The organism is Curtobacterium sp. ME-Dv--P-122a, assembly GCF_030209645.1.
Taxonomy (GTDB): domain Bacteria; phylum Actinomycetota; class Actinomycetes; order Actinomycetales; family Microbacteriaceae; genus Curtobacterium; species Curtobacterium flaccumfaciens.
Genome location: NZ_JARVRO010000002.1, coordinates 107,605 through 127,393, shown reverse-complemented (window position 1 = coordinate 127,393; position 19,789 = coordinate 107,605). Strand labels below are relative to the sequence as shown.

Sequence of the window (19,789 nt, the reverse complement as noted above, 5' to 3'; positions counted from 1 at the left end):
TGCGGTCTCGATTCGTAGAATGCCGCCGATGACCACCAACGCCGCCACGGACCCGATGATCGGTCGCATGATCGATCAGCGGTACCGCGTCCGCTCCCGCATCGCGCGCGGGGGCATGGCGACCGTCTACCTCGCGACCGACGTGCGCCTCGAGCGACGCGTCGCGATCAAGATCATGCACGGGCACCTGGCCGACGACCAGGCGTTCCGTGAGCGCTTCATCCAGGAGGCCCGTTCGGCCGCCCGGCTGTCGCACCCGAACCTGGTGGGCGTCTACGACCAGGGCGCCGAGGGCGAGATCGCCTACATCGTCATGGAGTACATCCCCGGCATCACGCTGCGGGACCTGCTGCAGGAACACCACGCCCTGACGCCCGAGCAGGCGACCGACATCCTGCGCGCCGTGCTGGCCGGCCTCGCCTCGGCCCACCGCGCCGGCATCGTGCACCGTGACCTGAAGCCCGAGAACGTCCTGCTCGCCGACGACGGCCGCATCAAGCTCGGCGACTTCGGCCTGGCCCGCGCCACGACCGCGAACACGGCGACCGGCGCGGCCCTGCTCGGCACGATCGCCTACCTGTCCCCCGAGCTCGTGACCCGCGGCGCCGCCGACTCACGCAGCGACATCTACGCGCTCGGCATCATGCTCTACGAAATGCTCACCGGCGAGCAGCCCTACAAGGGCGAGCAGCCGATGCAGATCGCCTACCAGCACGCCAACGACTCCGTGCCGGCACCGAGTGCCGCCGTGTCCGGGGTGCCGCCGGAGCTCGACGAGCTGGTCGCCTGGTCGACCGCGCGCGACCCCGAGGACCGCCCCCGCGACGCCCGCGAGATGCTCGACCACATGTCGGGCAACCAGCAGCGCGCGACCGGCCAGTACCGCACAGCCGTGCTCCGCCCCGAGAACGGGACCGCGATCCTGCCCTCCGGTGGCGCCGGCACACTCGGCGCCGCAGCGGCCGCCGCCTCAGTCGGGGCTGCAGGAGCCGCAGGTGAGGACGAGACCGCGATCATCGACCGGTCCGGCGACCGGGACACGGGCGACCGCGGTCGAGCGCCCGCCCGTGCCCGCGGCAACGCTCCGGGTCCCCGTCGCACCGGGGCACAGCCGGGCGTGCTCTCCCCCGCCGGACAGCGGCTCGCCGACCAGTCGGCGAAGCGTCGGAAGCGCGGCTGGATCCTGCTGTCCGTGGTCGTCGTGCTCGCGCTGATCGGAGCCGGCTTCGGCTGGTACTTCGGCCCGGGGCCGGGTGGCAACGTGCGGATCCCGGAAGTCACGGGCAAGTCGGTCTCGCAGGCCCGGCAGCTGCTCGAAGCACAGGGCCTGCAGGCGGCGTCGAAGACCGGGACACGGTTCGACGCCGTCGTCGCGAAGGGGCAGGTCTCCACGACGAAACCGGCCGCGGAGCGCGAGGTGCAGAAGGGCACGGCGGTGCAGATCGTCGTGTCGAACGGGCCCCGGATGATCCCGCTGCCGGCGATCGTCGGGCAGCCGCTCTCCACCGTGACGGCCGCGCTCGACGACGACTTCGAGCTGCAGGACGACCGGTACGAGTTCTCCGCCGACGCCCCGAAGGACACCGTGGTCGCGGCGACCGGCCGGGCGTCCGGCGGCAAGGCCCTCGACCTCACGACCGTGAAGGCCTACGGCGAGACCGGGCCGGTCACCCTGACCGTCTCGCTCGGGCCGGTTCCCGACGTGGTCGGCAAGACGGTCGACGAGGCCTCCGCCGCACTCGACGACGTCGGACTGATCCTCGGCGCCCGCACCGAGGAGTACAGCGACACCGTGCCAGCGGGCCAGATCGTCTCGGCCGCCGTGCAGGACTCCCCCGCCGTGCGCGGGTCGGCGGTGGACGTCGTCGTGTCGAAGGGACCGACGCCGATCACGGTGCCGGACCTCGGAGCGGAGCGGCCCACGATCAACGAGGCGACGAAGACCCTCGAGGACCTCGGCCTCAAGGTGTCCGTGCCCGACTGCACGAACATCCTCTGCGGCTTCTACGACTGGAAGTCGAAGCTGCCCGTCACCGGCACCGACCCGGGCGCCGGCGCCACCGTCTACCGCGGCGACACGATCACCCTGTCCTACGACCAGTAGGTGCGGACACCGCACCCTCGGCCCTGGACGCGACCCCGCGACGGACGGGAGGCCCGTGGCGGCGCCGTCACGGGCCTCCCGTCCGACACGCGAAAGCGACAGAACCCCGCGGACATGCCGCGGGGTTCTGTCGCTTTGACGAAACAGTTCCTGCGTTACGAGCGGTCGGGCTGGTGCGCGCCGAGTTCCTCGGCCACCAGGAAGGCGAGCTCGAGGGACTGCATGTGGTTGAGGCGCGGGTCGCACAGCGACTCGTAGCGGGTGGCGAGGGTGGCCTCGTCGATGTGCTCCGAGCCGCCGAGGCACTCGGTGACGTCGTCACCGGTGAGCTCGACGTGCATGCCACCCGGGTACGTCCCGACCTGGCGGTGGGCCTCGAAGAAGCCGAGGACCTCGTCCACGACGTCGTCGAACCGGCGGGTCTTGTAGCCCGTCGGCGTGGTCAGGCCGTTGCCGTGCATCGGGTCGGTGACCCACAGCGGGTTGGCGTCCATGCCCTTGATCGCCTCGAGCAGCTTGGGCAGCTCGTCGCGGATCTTGCCCGCACCCATCCGCGTGATGAAGGTCAGGCGACCCGGCTCACGGTTCGGGTCGAGCTTGTCGACGAGCGCCTTCATGTCGTCGACGCTCGTCGTCGGGCCGAGCTTCACACCGATCGGGTTCCGCACCCGCGACAGGAAGTCCACGTGGGCGCCGTCGATGTCGCGCGTGCGCTCACCGATCCAGATGAAGTGCCCGGACGTGTCGTACGCCAGGCCGGAGCGCGAGTCGATGCGGGTCATCGGGCGCTCGTAGTCCATCAGCAGCCCCTCGTGCGAGGCGTAGAACTCGACGTGCTTGAGCGCCTCGAAGTCGGCACCGCAGGCGTCCATGAAGCGGATCGCGCGGTCGATCTCCTTGGCGAGGTGCTCGTAGCGGGCGTTCGCGGGGTTCGAGGCGAAGCCCTTGTTCCACGAGTGCACCTGGCGCAGGTCGGCGAAGCCCCCCTGCGTGAAGGCCCGGACGAGGTTCAGCGTCGAGGCGGCGGTGTGGTACCCCTGCACCAGGCGGCGCGGGTCGGCCGTCCGGCTCTCCGGCGTGAAGTCGTAGCCGTTCACGATGTCGCCGCGGTAGGCGGGCAGCGTGACGTCACCGCGGGTCTCGAAGTCGCTCGAGCGGGGCTTGGCGAACTGCCCGGCCATGCGCCCCATCTTGATGACGGGCATCGAGGCGCCGTAGGTCAGCACGACGGCCATCTGCAGGATCGTCTTGACCCGGTCGCGGATGGAGTCGGCGGTGGCACCGGCGAAGGTCTCGGCGCAGTCACCGCCCTGCAGCAGGAAGGCCTTGCCCTGGGCGGCCGCGGCGAGCCGCTCGCGCAGCTTGTCGACCTCGCCCGCGAACACGAGCGGCGGGAGCGTGGCGATCTCGGCCGAGGCGGCCTCGGCCGCGGCGGCGTCCGGCCAGGTCGGCTGCTGCTTGATCGGGAGCGTCCGCCAATAGTCGAGCCCCTCGATGACGTCCGGATCCTGCAGGGCGACGAAGTCGGTCGACTCGGGCAAGGGCGTTACCTCGGTGTTCTGTGCGGGCGGCCCGACGACGCTGACCGGCACCGGGCCGCGCGTCGTCGATGGGCGTCCTGGCGGGGTGCCGGGACCATCAGAGCCTAACGTGCAGGCGTCGACTTCCGTTCCCGCATGACGGCCTCGCGCGCGGAGCTCGCCCGCTCCTTCACGCTGGTGGCGTAGACGTCCACGTACTCCTGCCGGCTCAGGCCGGCGAGCTCGTGCATGACCTCGTCCGTGACGCTGCGCAGGATGAAGCGGTCCGTCTCGAACCCCTGGAACCGCGAGAAGTCGAGCGGCTTGCCGAACACGACCCCGACGCGCTTGATCTTCGGGAAGCGCTGCCCGATCTGCTGCACCTCGCGCGTGCCGACCATGGCCACGGGGACGACGAGCACGCGCCCCTCGAGGATCATCCGGGCGATGCCGGTGCGGCCACGGTAGAGCTTGCCGTCGGGGCTGCGGGTTCCCTCGGGGTAGATGCCGAGCTGCTCACCGCGCGCCAGGACCTGCAGGCCGGTCCGGAGCGATGCCTCGGACGCCTTGCCGCCGGAGCGGTCGATCGGCAGCTGGCCGATGGCGTTGAAGAACGTCTTCGTCGCCCAGCCCTTCAGGCCGCGGCCGGTGAAGTAGTCGCTCTTCGCCAGGAACGACAGTCGACGGTCGAGCACCGCGGGCAGGATCACCGAGTCGATGAACGAGATGTGGTTCGACGCGAAGATGACCGGTCCCGAGGTCGGGACGTGCTCACGCCCGACGACCCACGGCCGGAACAGGGTGAGGATGAGCGGGCCGAGCACGAAGTTCTTCAGCAGCCAGTAGGTCATCGACGACTCCAGGTGGTGAGAAGGTCCGGGTGGTGCACGGCCCGGGGGTGGGCGGTCGTTCGTGTGTGTGCGTGTGTGCGCGCCGACCCTACGCCGTGCGGGCGTGGATGCGGGCGAGGTCGGCGGCACCGACGACGCCGGCGTCGTTGACGAGTTCGGCGATCACGAAGTCCGGCTCGGGGTGGTACCCGCGGGCCGGCAGGTTGTTGAGGTACGCCTGCTTGATCGGGTCGAGCAGCCGGTCCCCCGCGCTGGCGACGCCGCCGCCGAACACGAAGAGCTGCGGGTCGAGCACCGCGGACAGCGACGCGCACGCCTCGCCGAGGTGCCGACCGAGCCGACGGAGCGCCGCGAGGGCACCCGGGTCGTCGGCCAGGATCAGGTCGCCGACGATCTTGCCGTCGAGCTGGCCGCCGTTGTCGGCGCGGGCGTCGGCCAGTGCCGAACCGATGCCGCCGGCGTCGGCGACGTCGTTCGCCATGCGCTGCAGGGCGCGACCCGAGCCGTACTGCTCGATGCAGCCGCGGGCGCCGCAGCCGCAGGGCAGCCCGTTCGGGACGATGCGCAGGTGGCCGATCTCGCCGCCGGTGCCGAAGCCCCCGCGGAACAGGCGGTCCTCGGTCACGATGGCACCGCCGACGCCCGTGCCGATGGTGAGCATGGTCATGTCGGACACGAGCCGACCGGCGCCGAACCGGAACTCGGCCCAGCCGGCGGCGTTCGCGTCGTTGTCCACCGTGATGTGCAGGTCGCCGAGGCGCTGCTGCAGCTTCTGCCGGAGCGGTTCGTTCCGCCACCGGATGTTCGGCGTGTAGTAGACGATCGACTGCGAGGCGTCGATGAACCCGGGGGCAGCGACCCCCACGGCGCCGACCTGGTGGAGCGAGCTGAGTCGCTCGACCATCGAGACGACGTCGTCGAGCATGGCGTTCGGGTCCGCAGCGTTGGTGGCCACGCGGTCCTCGGCGACGATCTCGCCCAGTTCCGTCACGACCGCACCCGCGATCTTGGTGCCCCCGATGTCGATTCCGATGGCGTGCACGAGCAACGAGCCTACCGGTTCGCCGCGAAGTCACGGAACGCCCGGTGACGCGTCCTATGCTGGCGGTGTCGCCTCGGTGTTGAGGCGCACTCGAGTCGAACCGGCAGACAAGGGAGTCACCGTGAACGATCAGCGTCCTGCACGCAGCAGCGCCTCCACCGACACGTCCACCGCTGGCAGCGCCGCCACCGGGACCACGTCGTCGGCCGGGAGGCACGCCACTCCGCCCAACGCAGGTCCCGTCGCCCCGGACCACGGCTCGGCAGCGCGGCTCCTCGGCGACCGCGTCCGTCTGACGCCCGACCGTCCGATCCTCGCCCAGCGCCACGGCGACACCTGGACCACCTTCACCGCGGCGGAGACGCTCGCCCGGGTGCGCGGCATCGCGAAGGGCTTCGTCGCCGCCGGGCTCGAACCGGGCGCGCACGTCGCGATCCTGTCCCGCACCCGTCTGGAGTGGACCCTGGTCGACTTCGCCGCGTGGACAGCCGGCCTGGTGTCCGTGCCCGTGTACGAGACGAGCTCCCCCGACCAGGTGCGCTGGATCCTGTCCGACTCCGAGTCGGTCGCGATCATCGTGGAGCAGGAGGAGCACGCGCGCCGCGTCGCCTCCATCGCACCCGACCTGCCGTCCCTGGGCCAGCACTGGACGATCGACGGCGGCGGCCTCGACGACCTGACCCGGCTCGGCGAGGACGTCACCGACGACGAGCTCGACGCCCGGACCGCGAACGTGCACGGCCACGACGACGCCACGATCATCTACACCTCGGGCAGCACCGGTCGACCGAAGGGCTGCGTCCTGCGGCACGACAACTTCACCGCCACGGTGGAGGGCGCGAGCGAAGCCATGCCCGAGGTCGTCGCCGACGGCGCCTCGACCCTGCTCTTCATCCCGCTCGCCCACGTCTTCGCCCGGTTCATCGCCGCGATGTCGGTGTCCGCAGGCGTCCTCGTCGGCCACGAGCCGGACACGAAGGACCTGATGCGGGCGGTGTCGACCTTCAAGCCGACGTTCCTGCTCGCGGTCCCCCGTGTGTTCGAGAAGATCTACAACTCCGCCGAGCAGAAGGCCGACCTCGGTGGCAAGGGCAGGATCTTCCGCGCTGCGGCCGACACCGCGGTCGCCCACTCCGAGGCCATCGCAGCCGGCAGGGTGCCGTTCCTGCTCGGGCTGAAGTTCAAGCTGTTCGACCGGCTCGTGTACGCCAAGCTCCGCGACGCCCTCGGCGGCCGGGTCGAGTACGCCGTCAGCGGTTCGGCGCCCCTCTCCCCGCGGCTCTCGCACTTCTTCCGCTCGATCGGGGTGCTCATCCTCGAGGGCTACGGCCTGACCGAGACCACCGCCCCCGCCACCGTCAACCGTGCCCGGGAACTCCGCATCGGGACGGTCGGGCGGGCGCTGCCCGGCATCGAGGTCCGGATCGCCGACGACGGCGAGATCCTGATCCGCGGCGTCGACGTCTTCGACCGGTACTGGCGGAACGACGAGGCGACCGAGCACGCCTTCGCCGACGGCTGGTTCCGCACCGGCGACCTCGGCCGGATCGACGCCGACGGGGTCCTCACGGTCACCGGCCGCGCCAAGGAGCTCATCGTCACCGCGAGCGGCAAGAACGTCGCACCGGCACCGCTCGAGGACGGCATCCGCGAGCACCCGCTCATCGGCCAGGTCGTGGTCGTCGGCGAGGGCAAGCCGTTCGTCGCAGCCCTCGTGACGCTCGACCGCGAGATGCTCCCCGGCTGGTGCGAGTCCCGCGGGATCACCCCGGCGCTGAGCGGGCACGAGGCCGCCTACGACGAGCGTGTGCTCTCCGCCGTCCAGGAGGCCATCGACGCCGCCAACGGCCGGGTCTCCCGCGCCGAGTCGGTCCGGTCGTTCACGATCCTCGACACGGACCTGACCGAGGCCTCCGGGCACCTCACGCCGAAGCTGACGATCAAGCGGTCGGTGATCCTCAAGGACTTCGCCGCCGACATCGACCACATCTACTCCGGATCGAAGGTGCAGACGACGGCGACCCCGGTGATCGAGGGTCGGCGCCGCAACCGTGCGTAGCGCCCGCCGGGCGTACCTGGTCGTTCCGGGCGTACCGGGTCGGTTCTTCTCACCAGGTACGCCCGATTGCGTCAGGTGCGCGCAGTCGTGGACGCGACGGCCTGGAGGCCCGGCACCGGTCCGCCGGACTGCCGCCGGGCCTCCAGGCCGTTGCCGCGCGTGCGGGCTGGCCGCTTTCAGGCGTACTTGGTCGTTTCGGGCGTACCGGGTCGGTTCTTTCGACCAAGTACGCCCGATTCCGCCAGCTACGAACGCGGCCGCCCCGCTGAGCGACCAGCTTCGGGCGTACCTGGTCGTTTCGGGCGTACCGGGTCACATCTTTCGACCAGTTACGCCCGATTGCACAAGGTGCGCGCGGTCGTGGACGCAACCGCCTGGAGGCCCGGCGCCGGTCCCCCGGACTGGCGCCGGGCCTCCAGGCGATCGCTGCGCGTGCGGGCTGGCAGCTTCGGGCGTACCTGGTCGTTTCGGGCGTACCGGGACGGTTCTTTCGACCAAGTACGCCCGATTCCGCCAGGTACGCGCGGGTGTGCACGCAACGGCCTGGAGGCCCGGATCACGTCCGACGGACGTGATCCGGGCCTCCAGGCTGTTCAGCGGGCGCCGGGGGCGCCTGCAGGGCTCAGGCCTCCTGCGACTGCTCCGTCGCGGGGGCGTCGAGGACGGCGGTCGAACCGGTCGTGACGGTGGCCTCGGCCGGTCGACGGTTGGTGCGGGTGCGGTGCGAGCTGAGCTCGTCGTTCTGACTGGTCATGCGGGAGTCCTGGGGGGATGGGATGGTCGTCGGTGGGAGGCCGACAGCAGCACGGTACCCCCTCGTCAGGACAAAGCGACAATCCCCCGTGGGGGTGTCACACCACAGTTCACAGCCGGCGAACGCGGGACTGTGCAAGCGCTCAGTGGAACCAGTCCTGTGCACGGATGTCGCGCAGTGCCTGACGGCGGACCTCGGGGTCGAGCGTCATCACGTAGACGGTGCCGTCGAGGTGGTCGCACTCGTGCTGGAGCGCCTCGGCCATCAGGCCGGTGCCCTCGAGGACGACCTCGTCGCCGTTGACGTCGACACCCCGCACCTTCGCGTACGGGGAGCGACGCGTCGGGTAACCGAGCCCCGGGACGGAGAGGCAGCCCTCTTCCATGAGCTCGGGCTCCCCGGAGACCTCGACGATCTCGGGATTGAGGACGTAGCCGACCTCACCGTCCACGTTGTACGAGAACGCACGGAGCCCGACGCCGATCTGGGGCGCGGCCACTCCGGCACGTCCGGGTTCCTTGACGGTGTCGATGAGGTCCTGCACGAGGTCACGGACCCCGGCGCTGCCGAGCAGTTCGGGGCGGATCAGGTCGGCCGGCGAGCGGAGGACGGGGTCGCCGAACAGGCGGATGGGACGAACGGTCAATTTACTGCAGCACCACCAGGAGGTCGCCGGCGTCCACCTGCTGGGTCACCGGGATCGCGAGTCGGCCGACGGTGCCCGACACGGGCGCCGTGATGGCCGCTTCCATCTTCATCGCCTCGATGCTCGCCACCGGCGTACCGGCCTCGACGACGTCACCGACGGCGACCTTGAGCGTCACCACGCCGGAGAACGGCGCGGCCACGTGCTTGGGGTCGGACGCGTCGGCCTTCTCGGCCGCCTTCGTCTCGACCTCGACCGAACGGTCGCGGACGGCGACCGGGCGGAGCTGCCCGTTCATCGTCGCCATGACCGTACGGATGCCCTTGGCGTCCACCTCGCCGATCGCCTCGAGCCCGACGAACAGGTCGACGCCCTTGCCGAGCGGGACGCTGTGCTCCTGCCCGGGGCGCAGCCCGTACAGGTAGTCGACGGTCGGGACGACGGACAGGTCGCCGTACTGCTCCCGCACGCGCTGGAACTGCTGCGTCGGCTGCGGGAAGAGCAGGCGGTTGAGGGCTTGCTGCCGCTCGGGTCCGGGGGTCTCGAGGTGCGCACGCTCGTCCGCGGGCACCGGGGTGATCTCGAGTCGGACGTCACGCCCGGCCAGGACCTTCGAGCGGAACGGCTCCGGCCAGCCTCCGGGCAGGTCGCCCAGTTCGCCGGCCATGAACCCGACCACGGAATCCGGGATGTCGTACTTGTCGGGGTTCTGCTCGAAGTCGACCGGGTCGGCACCGACCGCGGCGAGCTGCAGTGCGAGGTCACCGACGACCTTCGACGACGGCGTGACCTTGGTCGGGCGCCCGAGGATCCGGTTCGCCTCGGCGTACCAGTCCTCGACCTGCTCGAACCGGTCGCCGAGTCCGAGGGCGATCGCCTGCTGCCGGAGGTTCGACAGCTGACCGCCGGGGATCTCGTGCTTGTAGACACGCCCGGTCGGACCGGCGAGCCCGGACTCGAACGGGGCGTACACGCGACGGACCGACTCCCAGTACGGCTCGAGGTCACCGACGGCGTCGAGGGACAGGCCGGTGTCGCGCTCGGTGTGGGCCAGGGCGGCGACCAGGGCGGACATGCTCGGCTGGCTGGTCGTGCCGGCCATGGGTGCTGCGGCCACGTCGACGGCGTCGGCCCCGGCGCGCGAGGCTGCGAGCAGGGTCGCGAGCTGGCCGCCGGCGGTGTCGTGGGTGTGCACGTGCACGGGCTGGTCGAAGCGCTCGCGCAGGGCGGTGACGAGCTTCTCGGCCGCACCGGCACGGAGGAGCCCGGCCATGTCCTTGATGCCGATGACGTGCGCGCCGGCCTCGACCATCTGCTCCGCCAGGCGGAGGTAGTAGTCGAGCGTGTAGAGGTCCTCGGCGGGGTCGAGGAGGTCGGCGGTGTAGCAGAGCGCCGCCTCGGCGACGGCCGTGCCGGTCGCGAGCACGGCCTCCAGGGCGGGACGCAGCTGGCTGACGTCGTTCAGCGCGTCGAACACGCGGAAGACGTCGACGCCGGACCGGGCGGCCTCGTCGACGAAGGCATCGGTGACCTCGGTCGGGTACGGCGTGTAGCCGACCGTGTTGCGCCCGCGCAGCAGCATCTGGATCGGGATGTTCGGCATCGCTTCCCGCAGCGAGGACAGGCGCTCCCAGGGGTCTTCACCGAGGAACCGGAGGGCGACGTCGTACGTGGCACCTCCCCAGGCCTCGACGCTGAGCAGCTGCGGGGTGAGCCGCGCGACGTGCGGTGCGACGGCGACGAGGTCCTTCGTGCGGACCCGGGTGGCGAGGAGCGACTGATGGGCGTCGCGCATCGTCGTCTCGGTCACCGCGAGGGCCGTCTGGGCGCGCAGGGCCTTCGACCACTCGGCCGGCCCCATGGCCAGCAGGCGGTCACGCTGACCCTCGGGCACCGGCGCTGTCAGGTCGGTGGCCGGGAGCTTGTCGGCCGGGTCGGTGACCAGCGGCGACCGCTCACCGTTCGGCTTGTTCACCGTGACGTCGGCGAGCCAGGTGAGCACCTTCGTGCCGCGGTCCTTCGAGACGTGGCCGCCGAAGAGCTGCGGACGTTCCTCGATGAACTTCGTCGAGACGTCACCGCGGGCGAAGTCCGGGTCCTCGAGCACGGCCTGCAGGAACGGGATGTTCGTGCTGACGCCGCGGATGCGGAACTCGGCGAGGGCGCGCTTGGCCCGGGACACCGCCGCCGGGAAGTCCCGGCCGCGGCACGTCATCTTCGCGAGCATCGAGTCGAAGTGCGGGCTGATCTGCGCGCCGGTGGCGACCGTGCCGCCGTCGAGCCGGACGCCCGCGCCGCCGGGGCTGCGGTAGGTGCTGATCCGGCCGGTGTCCGGACGGAAGCCCTGCGTCGGGTCCTCGGTCGTGATGCGGGTCTGCAGCGCGGCGCCGTGCACGGCGACGGTGTCCTGCGACAGTCCGAGGTCGGCGAGGGTCTCCCCCGCCGCGATGCGCATCTGCGACTGCACCAGGTCGACGTCGGTGACCTCTTCGGTGACCGTGTGCTCGACCTGGATGCGCGGGTTCATCTCGATGAAGACGTGCTGCCCCTCGCGCTCGCCCTCGGTGTCGAGCAGGAACTCCACGGTGCCGGCGTTCACGTACCCGATCGACCGGGCGAAGGCCACGGCGTCACGGTGCAGTGCCTGCGCGATCGCGGGGTCGAGGTTCGGCGCCGGCGCGATCTCGACCACCTTCTGGTTGCGCCGCTGCACCGAGCAGTCCCGCTCGAACAGGTGGATCGTGCCGGCGTCGGTGCCGGTCGCGTCGGCGAGGATCTGCACCTCGATGTGGCGCGGACGGATGACGGCCTGCTCGAGGAACATCGTCGGGTCGCCGAACGCACTGTCGGCCTCGCGCATCGCGGCTTCGAGGGCGTCGCGCAGCTCGGGCTTCGTCTCCACCCGGCGCATGCCACGGCCACCACCACCGGCGACGGCCTTGGCGAAGACCGGGAACCCGATCGCGTCGGCGCCGGCGATCAGTTCGTCGATGTCGCGGCTCGCCGGGGTGCTCGCGAGGACCGGGACGCCGGCTGCGATTGCGTGCTCCTTCGCGGTGACCTTGTTGCCGGCCATCTCGAGCACGTGCTCGCCCGGGCCGATGAAGGTGATGCCGTTCGCGGCTGCTGCCGCGGCGAGCTCGGGGTTCTCGGACAGGAACCCGTACCCCGGGTAGATCGCGTCGGCCCCCGACTCGCGGGCGACGCGGATGATCTCGGAGACGTCCAGGTACGCCCGGACCGGGTGGCCCCGCTCCCCGATCAGGTAGGCCTCGTCGGCCTTGAGCCGGTGCAGGGAGTTCCGGTCTTCGTACGGGTAGACGGCCACCGTACGGGCCCCCAACTCGTAGGCGGCACGGAACGCGCGGATGGCGATCTCGCCACGGTTCGCAACGAGGATCTTCGTGAACACGACGTCCCTTTCAGCCCGGGTTGAGGTGAGACAACCCTAGTGGCGGTAACGTTGCTCAACGTGCATGTACTCAGCGTGAGCTCCCTCAAGGGTGGTGTCGGCAAGACGACGGTGACGCTCGGCCTGACCTCGGCCGCGTTCGCCAAGGGACTGCGCACGCTGGTGGTGGATCTGGACCCGCAGTCCGACGTCTCGACGGGCCTCGACATCAACCTCGCCGGCCACCTCAACGTCGCCGACGTCCTCGAGAACCCGAAGGAGAAGATCGTCCGTCAGGCGATCGCCCCCTCGGGCTGGACGAAGGGGTCGCAGGGCAAGATCGACGTCATGGTCGGGTCGCCCTCCGCCATCAACTTCGACGGTCCGCACCCGTCGATCCGCGACATCTGGAAGCTCGAAGAGGCCCTGGCGAACGTCGAGCAGGACTACGAGCTCGTCCTCATCGACTGCGCGCCGTCGCTGAACGCCCTGACCCGCACCGCGTGGGCCGCGTCCGACCGCGTCACCGTCGTCACCGAGCCCGGCCTGTTCTCCGTCGCCGCCGCCGACCGTGCACTGCGCGCCATCGAGGAGATCCGCCGCGGGCTCTCCCCGCGCCTGCAGCCCCTCGGCATCATCGTGAACCGTGCCCGGGTGCAGTCGCTCGAGCACCAGTTCCGCATCAAGGAACTCCGGGACATGTTCGGCCCGCTCGTGCTCTCCCCGCAGCTGCCGGAGCGCACGTCGCTGCAGCAGGCGCAGGGTGCCGCGAAGCCGCTGCACGTCTGGCCCGGCGAGTCCGCGCAGGAGATGGCGAAGAACTTCGACCAGCTGCTCGAGCGCATCATGCGCACCGGCAAGATCGGTCCGTACGCCGAGGGTGGCGCCGCGTAGGTCGGTGCTCGTGCGGTCGCGGCGCGGTCGCGGTCGCGGTCGCGTGACATGCCGCTCACGTCCGGCGAGGTGTCACCAACTGTCGGTCGGCAGCGTCGCAGGCGACAGTTCGTGACCCCTCGGCGACGCGCACACGACGATTCGTGACACCTCGGCGGCTGCCGGGAGGCCGGCCCCGGCCCCGGCAGGCACCACCCGGCCCCGGCTCGCCAGCGGTCACGACATGCCACTCACGTCCACCGAGCGGTCACCAACTGTCGGCAGGCAGCGTCGCTGGCGACAGTTCGTGACCCCTCGGCGACGCGCACACGGCGGTTCGTGACCACGCGCAGACCGCCGGGAGGCCCGCCCCGACCCCGGCAGGCACGCCCGGCCCCGGCTCGCCGCGCGGTCACAACACACCGCTCACGTCCGCCGAGCGGTCACCAACCGTCGGCAGGCGGCTCCGCAGGCGACAGTTCGTGACACCTCGGCGACGCGCACACGGCGGTTCGTGACACATCGCCGACCGCCGGGAAGCCCACCCCGACCCGGCAGACACGCCCGACCCCGGCTCGCCCAGCGGACACGACACACCGCTCACGTCCGCCGAGCGGTCACCAACCGTCGGCCGGCACCGTCGCAGGCGACGGTTCGTGACACCTCGGCGACGCGCACACGACGGTTCGCGACCACTCGGCCGGAACCCGAACGGTCAGGAAGCGCGGGAAGCGCGACGAGCGGCGAGCTCGTCGGAGGGGTCGGCCGCAGCGGTGGCGTCGAGCTCGACCAGGGAGCTCTCGACCTCGCGCAGGACCTTGCCGACCGCGATGCCGAAGACACCCTGGCCGCGGGACACGAGGTCGATGACCTCGTCGTCGGAGGTGCACAGGTACACCGAGGCGCCGTCGGACATCAGCGTGGTCTGCGCCAGGTCGGAGACGCCGGACTCACGGAGCTGGTTGACCGCGGTGCGGATCTGCTGCAGCGAGATGCCGGTGTCGAGCAGGCGCTTCACGAGCTTGAGCACGAGGATGTCGCGGAACCCGTACAAACGCTGCGATCCGGAGCCGGCGGCCCCGCGGATCGTCGGCTGCACGAGTTCGGTGCGGGCCCAGTAGTCGAGCTGTCGGTACGAGATGCCGGCTGCCCGTGCGGCAACGGTGCCGCGGTAGCCGTTCTGCTCGTCGTGCTCGGGCAGACCATCGGTGAAGAGCAGCCCGAGGTCGTACCGGGTCACATCAGACTCGGTGCCAGGGGTGTCGTTCCCACTCATGAGCTTGCCTTCCACGACGATCGAGCTCCCACCCGAAGCTTCAACGACGGGTTGAGAGTTGTTCCGAGGTCCACGGTAGCGACTCCGACCGCTCCCGCGCGGGACATCCGACCCGGCGCGTCCGGCGTGTCGAGGATACGCCTCGGCCACTGACACACAAGCCCTGTCGGAGCACCGGACGGCGTCATGCGTCGAGACGACCGATGGCCTGGCGGATGAGGTTCGACCGGATGATCTCGAGGTGCCCGGCGATCTCACGCGCGAGCTCGGTGGCCTTGGCCCGCGAGGTGGCGTCGCCCCGGCGGGAGACCGGCATGAGAGCGGACTCGATGAGACCGACCTCGCGCTCGGCGGTGCTGCGCAGCGTGCGGAGGTGTCGCGGCTCGATACCCGTGCGCTGCAGTTCGACCAGGGCCTTCAGAACGGAGACGCCGTCGTCACCGTAGGTGTCGGTGGCCGGGAGCAGCGAAGCCGAGACCGCGTCGGCGAGGAGCATCGGGGAGGCTCCGGCTGCCCGGACCGTCTCGTCGCGGGTGTACCGGCGTTCGCGACCGAGGATCGACGGCTTCGGCGCATCGCCTCCGCCGGGCAGGACGGGTTCGCGTCCGGCATCGAGGTCGGCGAGGTACTCCTTGATGACCTTGAGCGGCAGGTAGTGGTCACGCTGCAGTCCGAGGATCACCCGGAGCCGCTCGAGGTCGGCAGCGGAGAACTTGCGGTACCCACTGGCCGTGCGGATCGGGGTGACGAGCTCGCGCTCTTCGAGGAACCGCAGCTTGGAGCTCGACAGGTCCGGGAACTCGGGCTTGAGGCGAGCGAGGACCTGCCCGATGGTGAGCAGGTCCGGTGCCGCGGACCCCGCCCGGGCCGCAGCGGACCGTGCGGCCACTACGCGTTCGCCAGGCGCGCCAGGTCGACCCGAGATGCGTAGAACGTCAGGCGGAACTTGCCGACCTGGACCTCGGCCCCGTCGGTGAGCAGCGCTTCGTCGATGCGGACACCGTCGAAGTACGTGCCGTTCAGGGAACCGTTGTCCTTGACGCTGAAGCTCGTGCCGTGGCGCAGGAACTGCGCGTGCTTGCGCGACACGGTGACGTCGTCGAGGAAGATGTCGGCGTCGGGGTGTCGACCGGCCGTCGTGACGTCGGAGTCGAGGAGGAACCGCGCACCCACGTTGGGGCCGCGACGGACCACGAGCAACGCTGACCCGGAGGGCAGTGCGTTGACGGCTTCACGTTCTTCGGTCGAGACACCGGACTCGGCGGTGAGCGCCGCGCCCATGTCCATGCTGAAGGTCAGCGTGGTGTCGACCAGCCGCTGCTCCGGGGTCTTCTGACCGCCCGGCTGCGGGACCACTGGATCTGGCATCGGTGGACCTCCTCCTCTTGGCCCACCAGCGTATCGGAAACGAAGCCCCGAGCGGCAGCCCCGATCTGGGACTGTGGAGGGACTTCCGCGATCCGCGAACGCACGAGCCGCGTCAGCGACCCGCGGGACCCGACGTCATCGACTCGTGCGACCCGGCGTCACCGTCCGCGTGCGAGCAACCAGAGCAGGTACGGCGCCCCCACGACGCCCGTCACGACGCCCACCGGCAGCGCGGTGCCGGGGAAGGCGAACTGTGCCAGCAGGTCGCTGCCGAGCGTGATCGCGGCACCGACGGCAGCGGCCGGCGCGAGCGCCACCCGTCCGCCGCCGACGAGGCGTCGGGCGATCGGCGCAGACATCAGCGCCACGAACGAGACGGGCCCCGCGGTGGCGACGGCTGCGGCGGTCAGGCACACGGCGGTGAGGAGCAGGAGCACCTTCGCCCGGTCCGGCCGGAGTCCGAGTGCGGCGGCGACCTCGTCCCCGAGGCTCAGCACCTGCAGACGGGCGGACTGCAGCAGCGCGAGCACGACGAGCACGACGAACGCGACGCCGAGCACCCCGACCAGGTCGCGGTCGACGGCGTTCAGGCTGCCGGAGAGCCAGAGCAGTGCGGTGCCGGCCTGGGTGACGGTGCCGCTCGTGAGCATCCAGCCCGTGATGCTCAGGCAGATGGCCGCGACACCGATCCCGACGAGGATCACCCGGTTGCCGGTGATCCCCCGTCGCCAGGCGAGCCCGGCGATGACGATCGAGACCACCACGGCGCCGACGAGCACGACCGAGAAGAGCGTGCCACCGCTCGCACCGAACAGCACGATGGCGGTGAGTCCGGCGGCACTGGCCCCCGAGGTGATCCCGATGACGTCGGGGCTCGCGATCGGGTTCCGCACGACGCTCTGCACGATCGCGCCCGCGACGCCGAGACTGGCGCCGACGAGGACCGCACCGAGCACCCGCGGCCCGCGGAGCTGCCCGATGACGAAGTCCGAGATCCGGTCCCCCGGGCCGAACAGGGAGGCGAGCACCTGGCCCGGGGTGAGCGGGATCGAACCGGCGCCGAGCCCGACCAGGACGAGCACCACGACGACCACGAGCACGGCGACGAGCACCGAGACCTCACGACGCAGGCCGGCCGAGCGGCGCAGACTGCCGGACCGCGGGCGGCCGGAGCCGAACAACTGCCTCACAGTCCCCGCACCGCCCTCGACCGCACGAGCGCGATGAACACCGGCGCCCCGATCAACGCCGTGACGATGCCGACCTGCAACTCCCCCGGGTACGCCACGACGCGGCCGATGACGTCGGCGACGAGCAGCAGTGCGGGGGCGACGATCGCCGACAGCAGGATGGTCCAGCGGTGGTCGGGGCCGCTCAGCCGACGGACGGCGTGCGGCACGGCGAGCCCGACGAAGGCGATGGGCCCGGCGGCGGCCACCGCGGACCCGGCCAGCAGCACCGCGACCAGACCGCCGACGGCGCGGACGAGCACGACCCGCTGCCCGAGCGACGCTGCGAGTTCGTCCCCGAGTGCGAGTGTGTTCAGCGACCGACCGAGGCCGAACGCGATCACCAGCCCGACGAGCACCGGCGCCGTGATGATCCCCGCCGTGCCGAGGTCCTTGCCGGCGAGGGCACCGACCTGCCAGAAGCGCAGCTGGTCGAGCAGGCTCTGGTCGGTCACGAGCACCGCAGTGGTGACCGACGACAGCGCGGCGGCGACCACGGCTCCGGCGAGGGCGAGCCCGACGGGCGAGAGGCCGCGTCGGGCGACGGTCGCGATCCCGTACACGAGCACGGCGGCGAGAGCGGCCCCGATGAAGGCGAACGGCAGGTAGGCAGCCGTGCCGCTCACGCCGAAGACCGCGATCCCGGCCACCACGGCCAGCGTCGCTCCGGAGTTGATGCCGAGGACGCTCGGGTCGGCGAGCGGGTTCCGCGTCACGCCCTGCATGACCGCCCCGGCCACCCCGAGCGCGGCTCCGGCGAGCAGTCCGACGACGGTGCGGGGCACGCGGTTGCCGAGCACGATGAGCCCGACCTCGTCGCTCCGACCGGGGTGCATCACCGTGTCGAGGACGGTCCCGAGCGGGATCGGCCGCGAGCCGTACGCGATCGACAGAGCACACGCCACGGCGAGGACGACGACCGCCAGCACGGTCGCACCGACGAGTCGGGGGACGGAGCTGGGAGCCGGGGGCGTGGACGTCGACGGAGGCATGGAAGTAAGGCCACCCTAACGCCGGAGCCCCACTCGGCGTCCCCCGAGCAAGCCCGGAGCGTGCGCAGGGTTCGTTCATAGGCTCGTCATGGGGACGCGCCCTGTACTGGTCTCCATCGACGCCCGACCGGGTCGTCGAGGGACGACCGGAGAGCACCGATGAACGAGACCCCGAACCCCGCAGCCGCCGACCACGACGAGGACGGCACCCCCGCCGCGCAGCAGCAGGCTCCCGGGATGCACTGGGAGGCGCCGCACGCCGACCCGGCCTCCCTGCGCCCGGCGTACGCGTTCGACGGCTCCGGTCCCTACCTCTACGGTCCGGACGGCTCCGGCCCCTACGCCTACACGCCGGACGGCCGCGGCCCGTACCTGATCGGCAGCCCCGCCCTCGCCGGCGCGAACCACGCGTGGGCGTACTCGGCGGCGACCGCGAACCACCCCGGTACGACGAAGCGCCCGCGTCGCCTGGGACTGATGATCGGCTCCGGCATCGCCGCGCTCGCCATCGTCGGTGCGGCCGGTGGCACCGCCCTCGGCCTGTCCTCGCAGGGGACGACCACGACGTCGAGCCAGTCGCAGGGCACCACCACCCTGCCCGGCACCGGATCCGGCACCGACGGGACCGGCGGCACCGGCGGCACCGGCAGCAGCGACGGAACGAACGGCTTCACGGTGCCCGGCGACGGCAGCGGCAGCGGCACCAGCGGCGACGGCAGCACCGGCACCGGCACGATCCAGTCCCCCGCCACCGCGGCGACGGCCGCCGACAAGAAGGGCGTCGTGACCATCAACACCGTCCTGAACTACGACGAGTCGTCACAGGCGGCCGGCACCGGCATGGTCCTGACCTCCGACGGCACGATCCTGACGAACAACCACGTGATCCAGGGCGCGACGAGCATCACCGTCACCGACGAGACCACCGGCAAGGAGTACAAGGCCGACGTGGTCGGGGCCGACGCCACCAACGACGTCGCCGTCCTGAAGCTCCAGAACGCCTCCGGACTGTCCACGGTCACGCTCGACGACGACGGCGAGCCGAGCACCGGTGACACCGTCAAGGACGTCGGCAACGCCGAGGGCACCGGCAACCTCGTCGCCGCCGAGGGCACCGTCACCGCGACCGACCAGGACATCCAGGTGCAGAGCGAGTCCGGCACCGGCACCGAGTCCCTGACCGGCCTGATCGAGATCTCGGCGGACATCGTCTCCGGCGACTCCGGCGGACCGGTGCTCGACAGCGAGGGCGAGGTCGTCGGCATGGCCACGGCAGCGTCCTCCGGCACGGCCGACGTCACCGGCTACGCCATCCCGATCACCACCGCCAAGACGATCGCCGAGAAGATCCTCGCCGGGGAGTCCTCGAGCACGATCACCATCGGGCTGCCCGCGTTCCTCGGGGTCGAGGTCAGCAACACCACCGGCACCACGGGCGGCGTCGCCGTCGCCGGCACGGTCGAGGGCTCCGGTGCCGCGAGCGCCGGCCTGACCGCCGGGGACACGATCACGAGCATCGACGGCACCGCGGTCACGAGCTCGGATCAGCTGACCAAGGTCGTCCAGTCGCACTCGGTCGGCGACAAGGTGAGCGTCCGGTACACCGACAGCACCGGCGCCGCGAAGACGGTCACGATCACCCTGACCGCCGGCCCCGCCGCGTAGCGGGAGAGCCCGGGCGCGC

15 protein-coding genes are annotated in these 19,789 nt (G+C 71.2%); 4 read left to right on the top strand and 11 right to left on the bottom strand.

Annotated elements, in window-relative coordinates; all coding sequences use genetic code 11:
• The first annotated feature begins 28 nt into the window (after positions 1-28).
• Positions 29-2,104: a Stk1 family PASTA domain-containing Ser/Thr kinase gene (pknB, locus tag QRN49_RS01710; RefSeq protein ID WP_284753663.1), complete on the top strand. Its 2,076-nt coding sequence runs from the start codon at positions 29-31 to the stop codon at positions 2,102-2,104.
• Between the two features lie 155 nt (positions 2,105-2,259).
• On the opposite strand, the gene QRN49_RS01705 is transcribed toward pknB, so the two are convergent.
• The 3 genes from QRN49_RS01705 to QRN49_RS01695 form a co-directional block, all read right to left on the bottom strand.
• Positions 2,260-3,645, bottom strand: coding sequence for a class II 3-deoxy-7-phosphoheptulonate synthase (locus QRN49_RS01705; RefSeq protein WP_110864693.1), 1,386 nt, complete (start codon positions 3,643-3,645; stop codon positions 2,260-2,262).
• A 104-nt stretch (positions 3,646-3,749) separates the two neighbouring features.
• Complete coding sequence (locus QRN49_RS01700) at positions 3,750-4,475, bottom strand: lysophospholipid acyltransferase family protein (RefSeq protein ID WP_071405408.1); 726 nt, start codon at positions 4,473-4,475, stop codon at positions 3,750-3,752.
• An 88-nt stretch (positions 4,476-4,563) separates the two neighbouring features.
• On the bottom strand, positions 4,564-5,517 hold the full coding sequence (locus tag QRN49_RS01695) for an ROK family glucokinase (protein WP_017886608.1): 954 nt from the start codon (positions 5,515-5,517) through the stop codon (positions 4,564-4,566).
• A gap of 121 nt (positions 5,518-5,638) precedes the next feature.
• Here QRN49_RS01695 and QRN49_RS01690 point away from each other — a divergent pair, with 121 nt between their 5' ends.
• A complete protein-coding gene (locus tag QRN49_RS01690; RefSeq protein WP_284753658.1) occupies positions 5,639-7,576 on the top strand; it encodes an AMP-dependent synthetase/ligase in 1,938 nt (645 codons plus the stop codon).
• Between the two features lie 622 nt (positions 7,577-8,198).
• On the opposite strand, the gene QRN49_RS01685 is transcribed toward QRN49_RS01690, so the two are convergent.
• From QRN49_RS01685 to QRN49_RS01675, 3 genes are all read right to left on the bottom strand, one after another.
• Positions 8,199-8,330, bottom strand: a complete 132-nt coding sequence (locus tag QRN49_RS01685; RefSeq protein WP_258320840.1) for a hypothetical protein — start codon at positions 8,328-8,330, stop codon at positions 8,199-8,201.
• A gap of 142 nt (positions 8,331-8,472) precedes the next feature.
• Complete coding sequence (locus QRN49_RS01680) at positions 8,473-8,976, bottom strand: peptide deformylase (protein ID WP_284753654.1); 504 nt, start codon at positions 8,974-8,976, stop codon at positions 8,473-8,475.
• 1 nt (position 8,977) lies between these two features.
• Positions 8,978-12,388 (bottom strand): pyruvate carboxylase, encoded by a 3,411-nt coding sequence (locus QRN49_RS01675; protein WP_111023097.1) that lies wholly within the window; start codon positions 12,386-12,388, stop codon positions 8,978-8,980.
• Positions 12,389-12,448: 60 nt separating this feature from the next.
• On the opposite strand from QRN49_RS01675, the gene QRN49_RS01670 reads away from it, so the two are divergent.
• Positions 12,449-13,261, top strand: coding sequence for a ParA family protein (locus QRN49_RS01670; RefSeq protein ID WP_027465232.1), 813 nt, complete (start codon positions 12,449-12,451; stop codon positions 13,259-13,261).
• Positions 13,262-13,955: 694 nt separating this feature from the next.
• Here QRN49_RS01670 and QRN49_RS01665 read toward each other — a convergent pair.
• From QRN49_RS01665 to QRN49_RS01645, 5 genes are all read right to left on the bottom strand, one after another.
• On the bottom strand, positions 13,956-14,516 hold the full coding sequence (locus QRN49_RS01665) for a MerR family transcriptional regulator (protein ID WP_027465231.1): 561 nt from the start codon (positions 14,514-14,516) through the stop codon (positions 13,956-13,958).
• 184 nt (positions 14,517-14,700) lie between these two features.
• On the bottom strand, positions 14,701-15,405 hold the full coding sequence (gene ftsR, locus QRN49_RS01660) for a transcriptional regulator FtsR (RefSeq protein WP_027465230.1): 705 nt from the start codon (positions 15,403-15,405) through the stop codon (positions 14,701-14,703).
• Complete coding sequence (locus QRN49_RS01655) at positions 15,405-15,884, bottom strand: FHA domain-containing protein (RefSeq protein ID WP_051596676.1); 480 nt, start codon at positions 15,882-15,884, stop codon at positions 15,405-15,407. The genes ftsR and QRN49_RS01655 overlap by 1 nt, the downstream gene beginning before the upstream one ends.
• 158 nt (positions 15,885-16,042) lie before the next feature.
• On the bottom strand, positions 16,043-17,074 hold the full coding sequence (locus QRN49_RS01650; RefSeq protein ID WP_284753632.1) for a FecCD family ABC transporter permease: 1,032 nt from the start codon (positions 17,072-17,074) through the stop codon (positions 16,043-16,045).
• Positions 17,071-18,105: a FecCD family ABC transporter permease gene (locus tag QRN49_RS01645; RefSeq protein WP_284753630.1), complete on the bottom strand. Its 1,035-nt coding sequence runs from the start codon at positions 18,103-18,105 to the stop codon at positions 17,071-17,073. The genes QRN49_RS01650 and QRN49_RS01645 overlap by 4 nt, the downstream gene beginning before the upstream one ends.
• A 159-nt stretch (positions 18,106-18,264) precedes the next feature.
• On the opposite strand from QRN49_RS01645, the gene QRN49_RS01640 reads away from it, so the two are divergent.
• Positions 18,265-19,770, top strand: coding sequence for a trypsin-like peptidase domain-containing protein (locus tag QRN49_RS01640; protein ID WP_284753629.1), 1,506 nt, complete (start codon positions 18,265-18,267; stop codon positions 19,768-19,770).
• Positions 19,771-19,789: the final 19 nt, after the last annotated feature.

Excerpts from the sequence above, each read along its gene's own strand:
- pknB (WP_284753663.1), top strand. The coding sequence starts at position 29 with ATGACCACCAACGCCGCCACGGACCCGATGATCGGTCGCATGATCGAT.
- QRN49_RS01700 (WP_071405408.1), bottom strand. The coding sequence starts at position 4,475 with ATGACCTACTGGCTGCTGAAGAACTTCGTGCTCGGCCCGCTCATCCTC.
- QRN49_RS01685 (WP_258320840.1), bottom strand. The coding sequence starts at position 8,330 with ATGACCAGTCAGAACGACGAGCTCAGCTCGCACCGCACCCGCACCAAC.
- QRN49_RS01665 (WP_027465231.1), bottom strand. The coding sequence starts at position 14,516 with ATGAGTGGGAACGACACCCCTGGCACCGAGTCTGATGTGACCCGGTAC.
- QRN49_RS01655 (WP_051596676.1), bottom strand. The coding sequence starts at position 15,884 with ATGCCAGATCCAGTGGTCCCGCAGCCGGGCGGTCAGAAGACCCCGGAG.
- QRN49_RS01645 (WP_284753630.1), bottom strand. The coding sequence starts at position 18,105 with ATGCCTCCGTCGACGTCCACGCCCCCGGCTCCCAGCTCCGTCCCCCGA.
- QRN49_RS01640 (WP_284753629.1), top strand. The coding sequence starts at position 18,265 with ATGAACGAGACCCCGAACCCCGCAGCCGCCGACCACGACGAGGACGGC.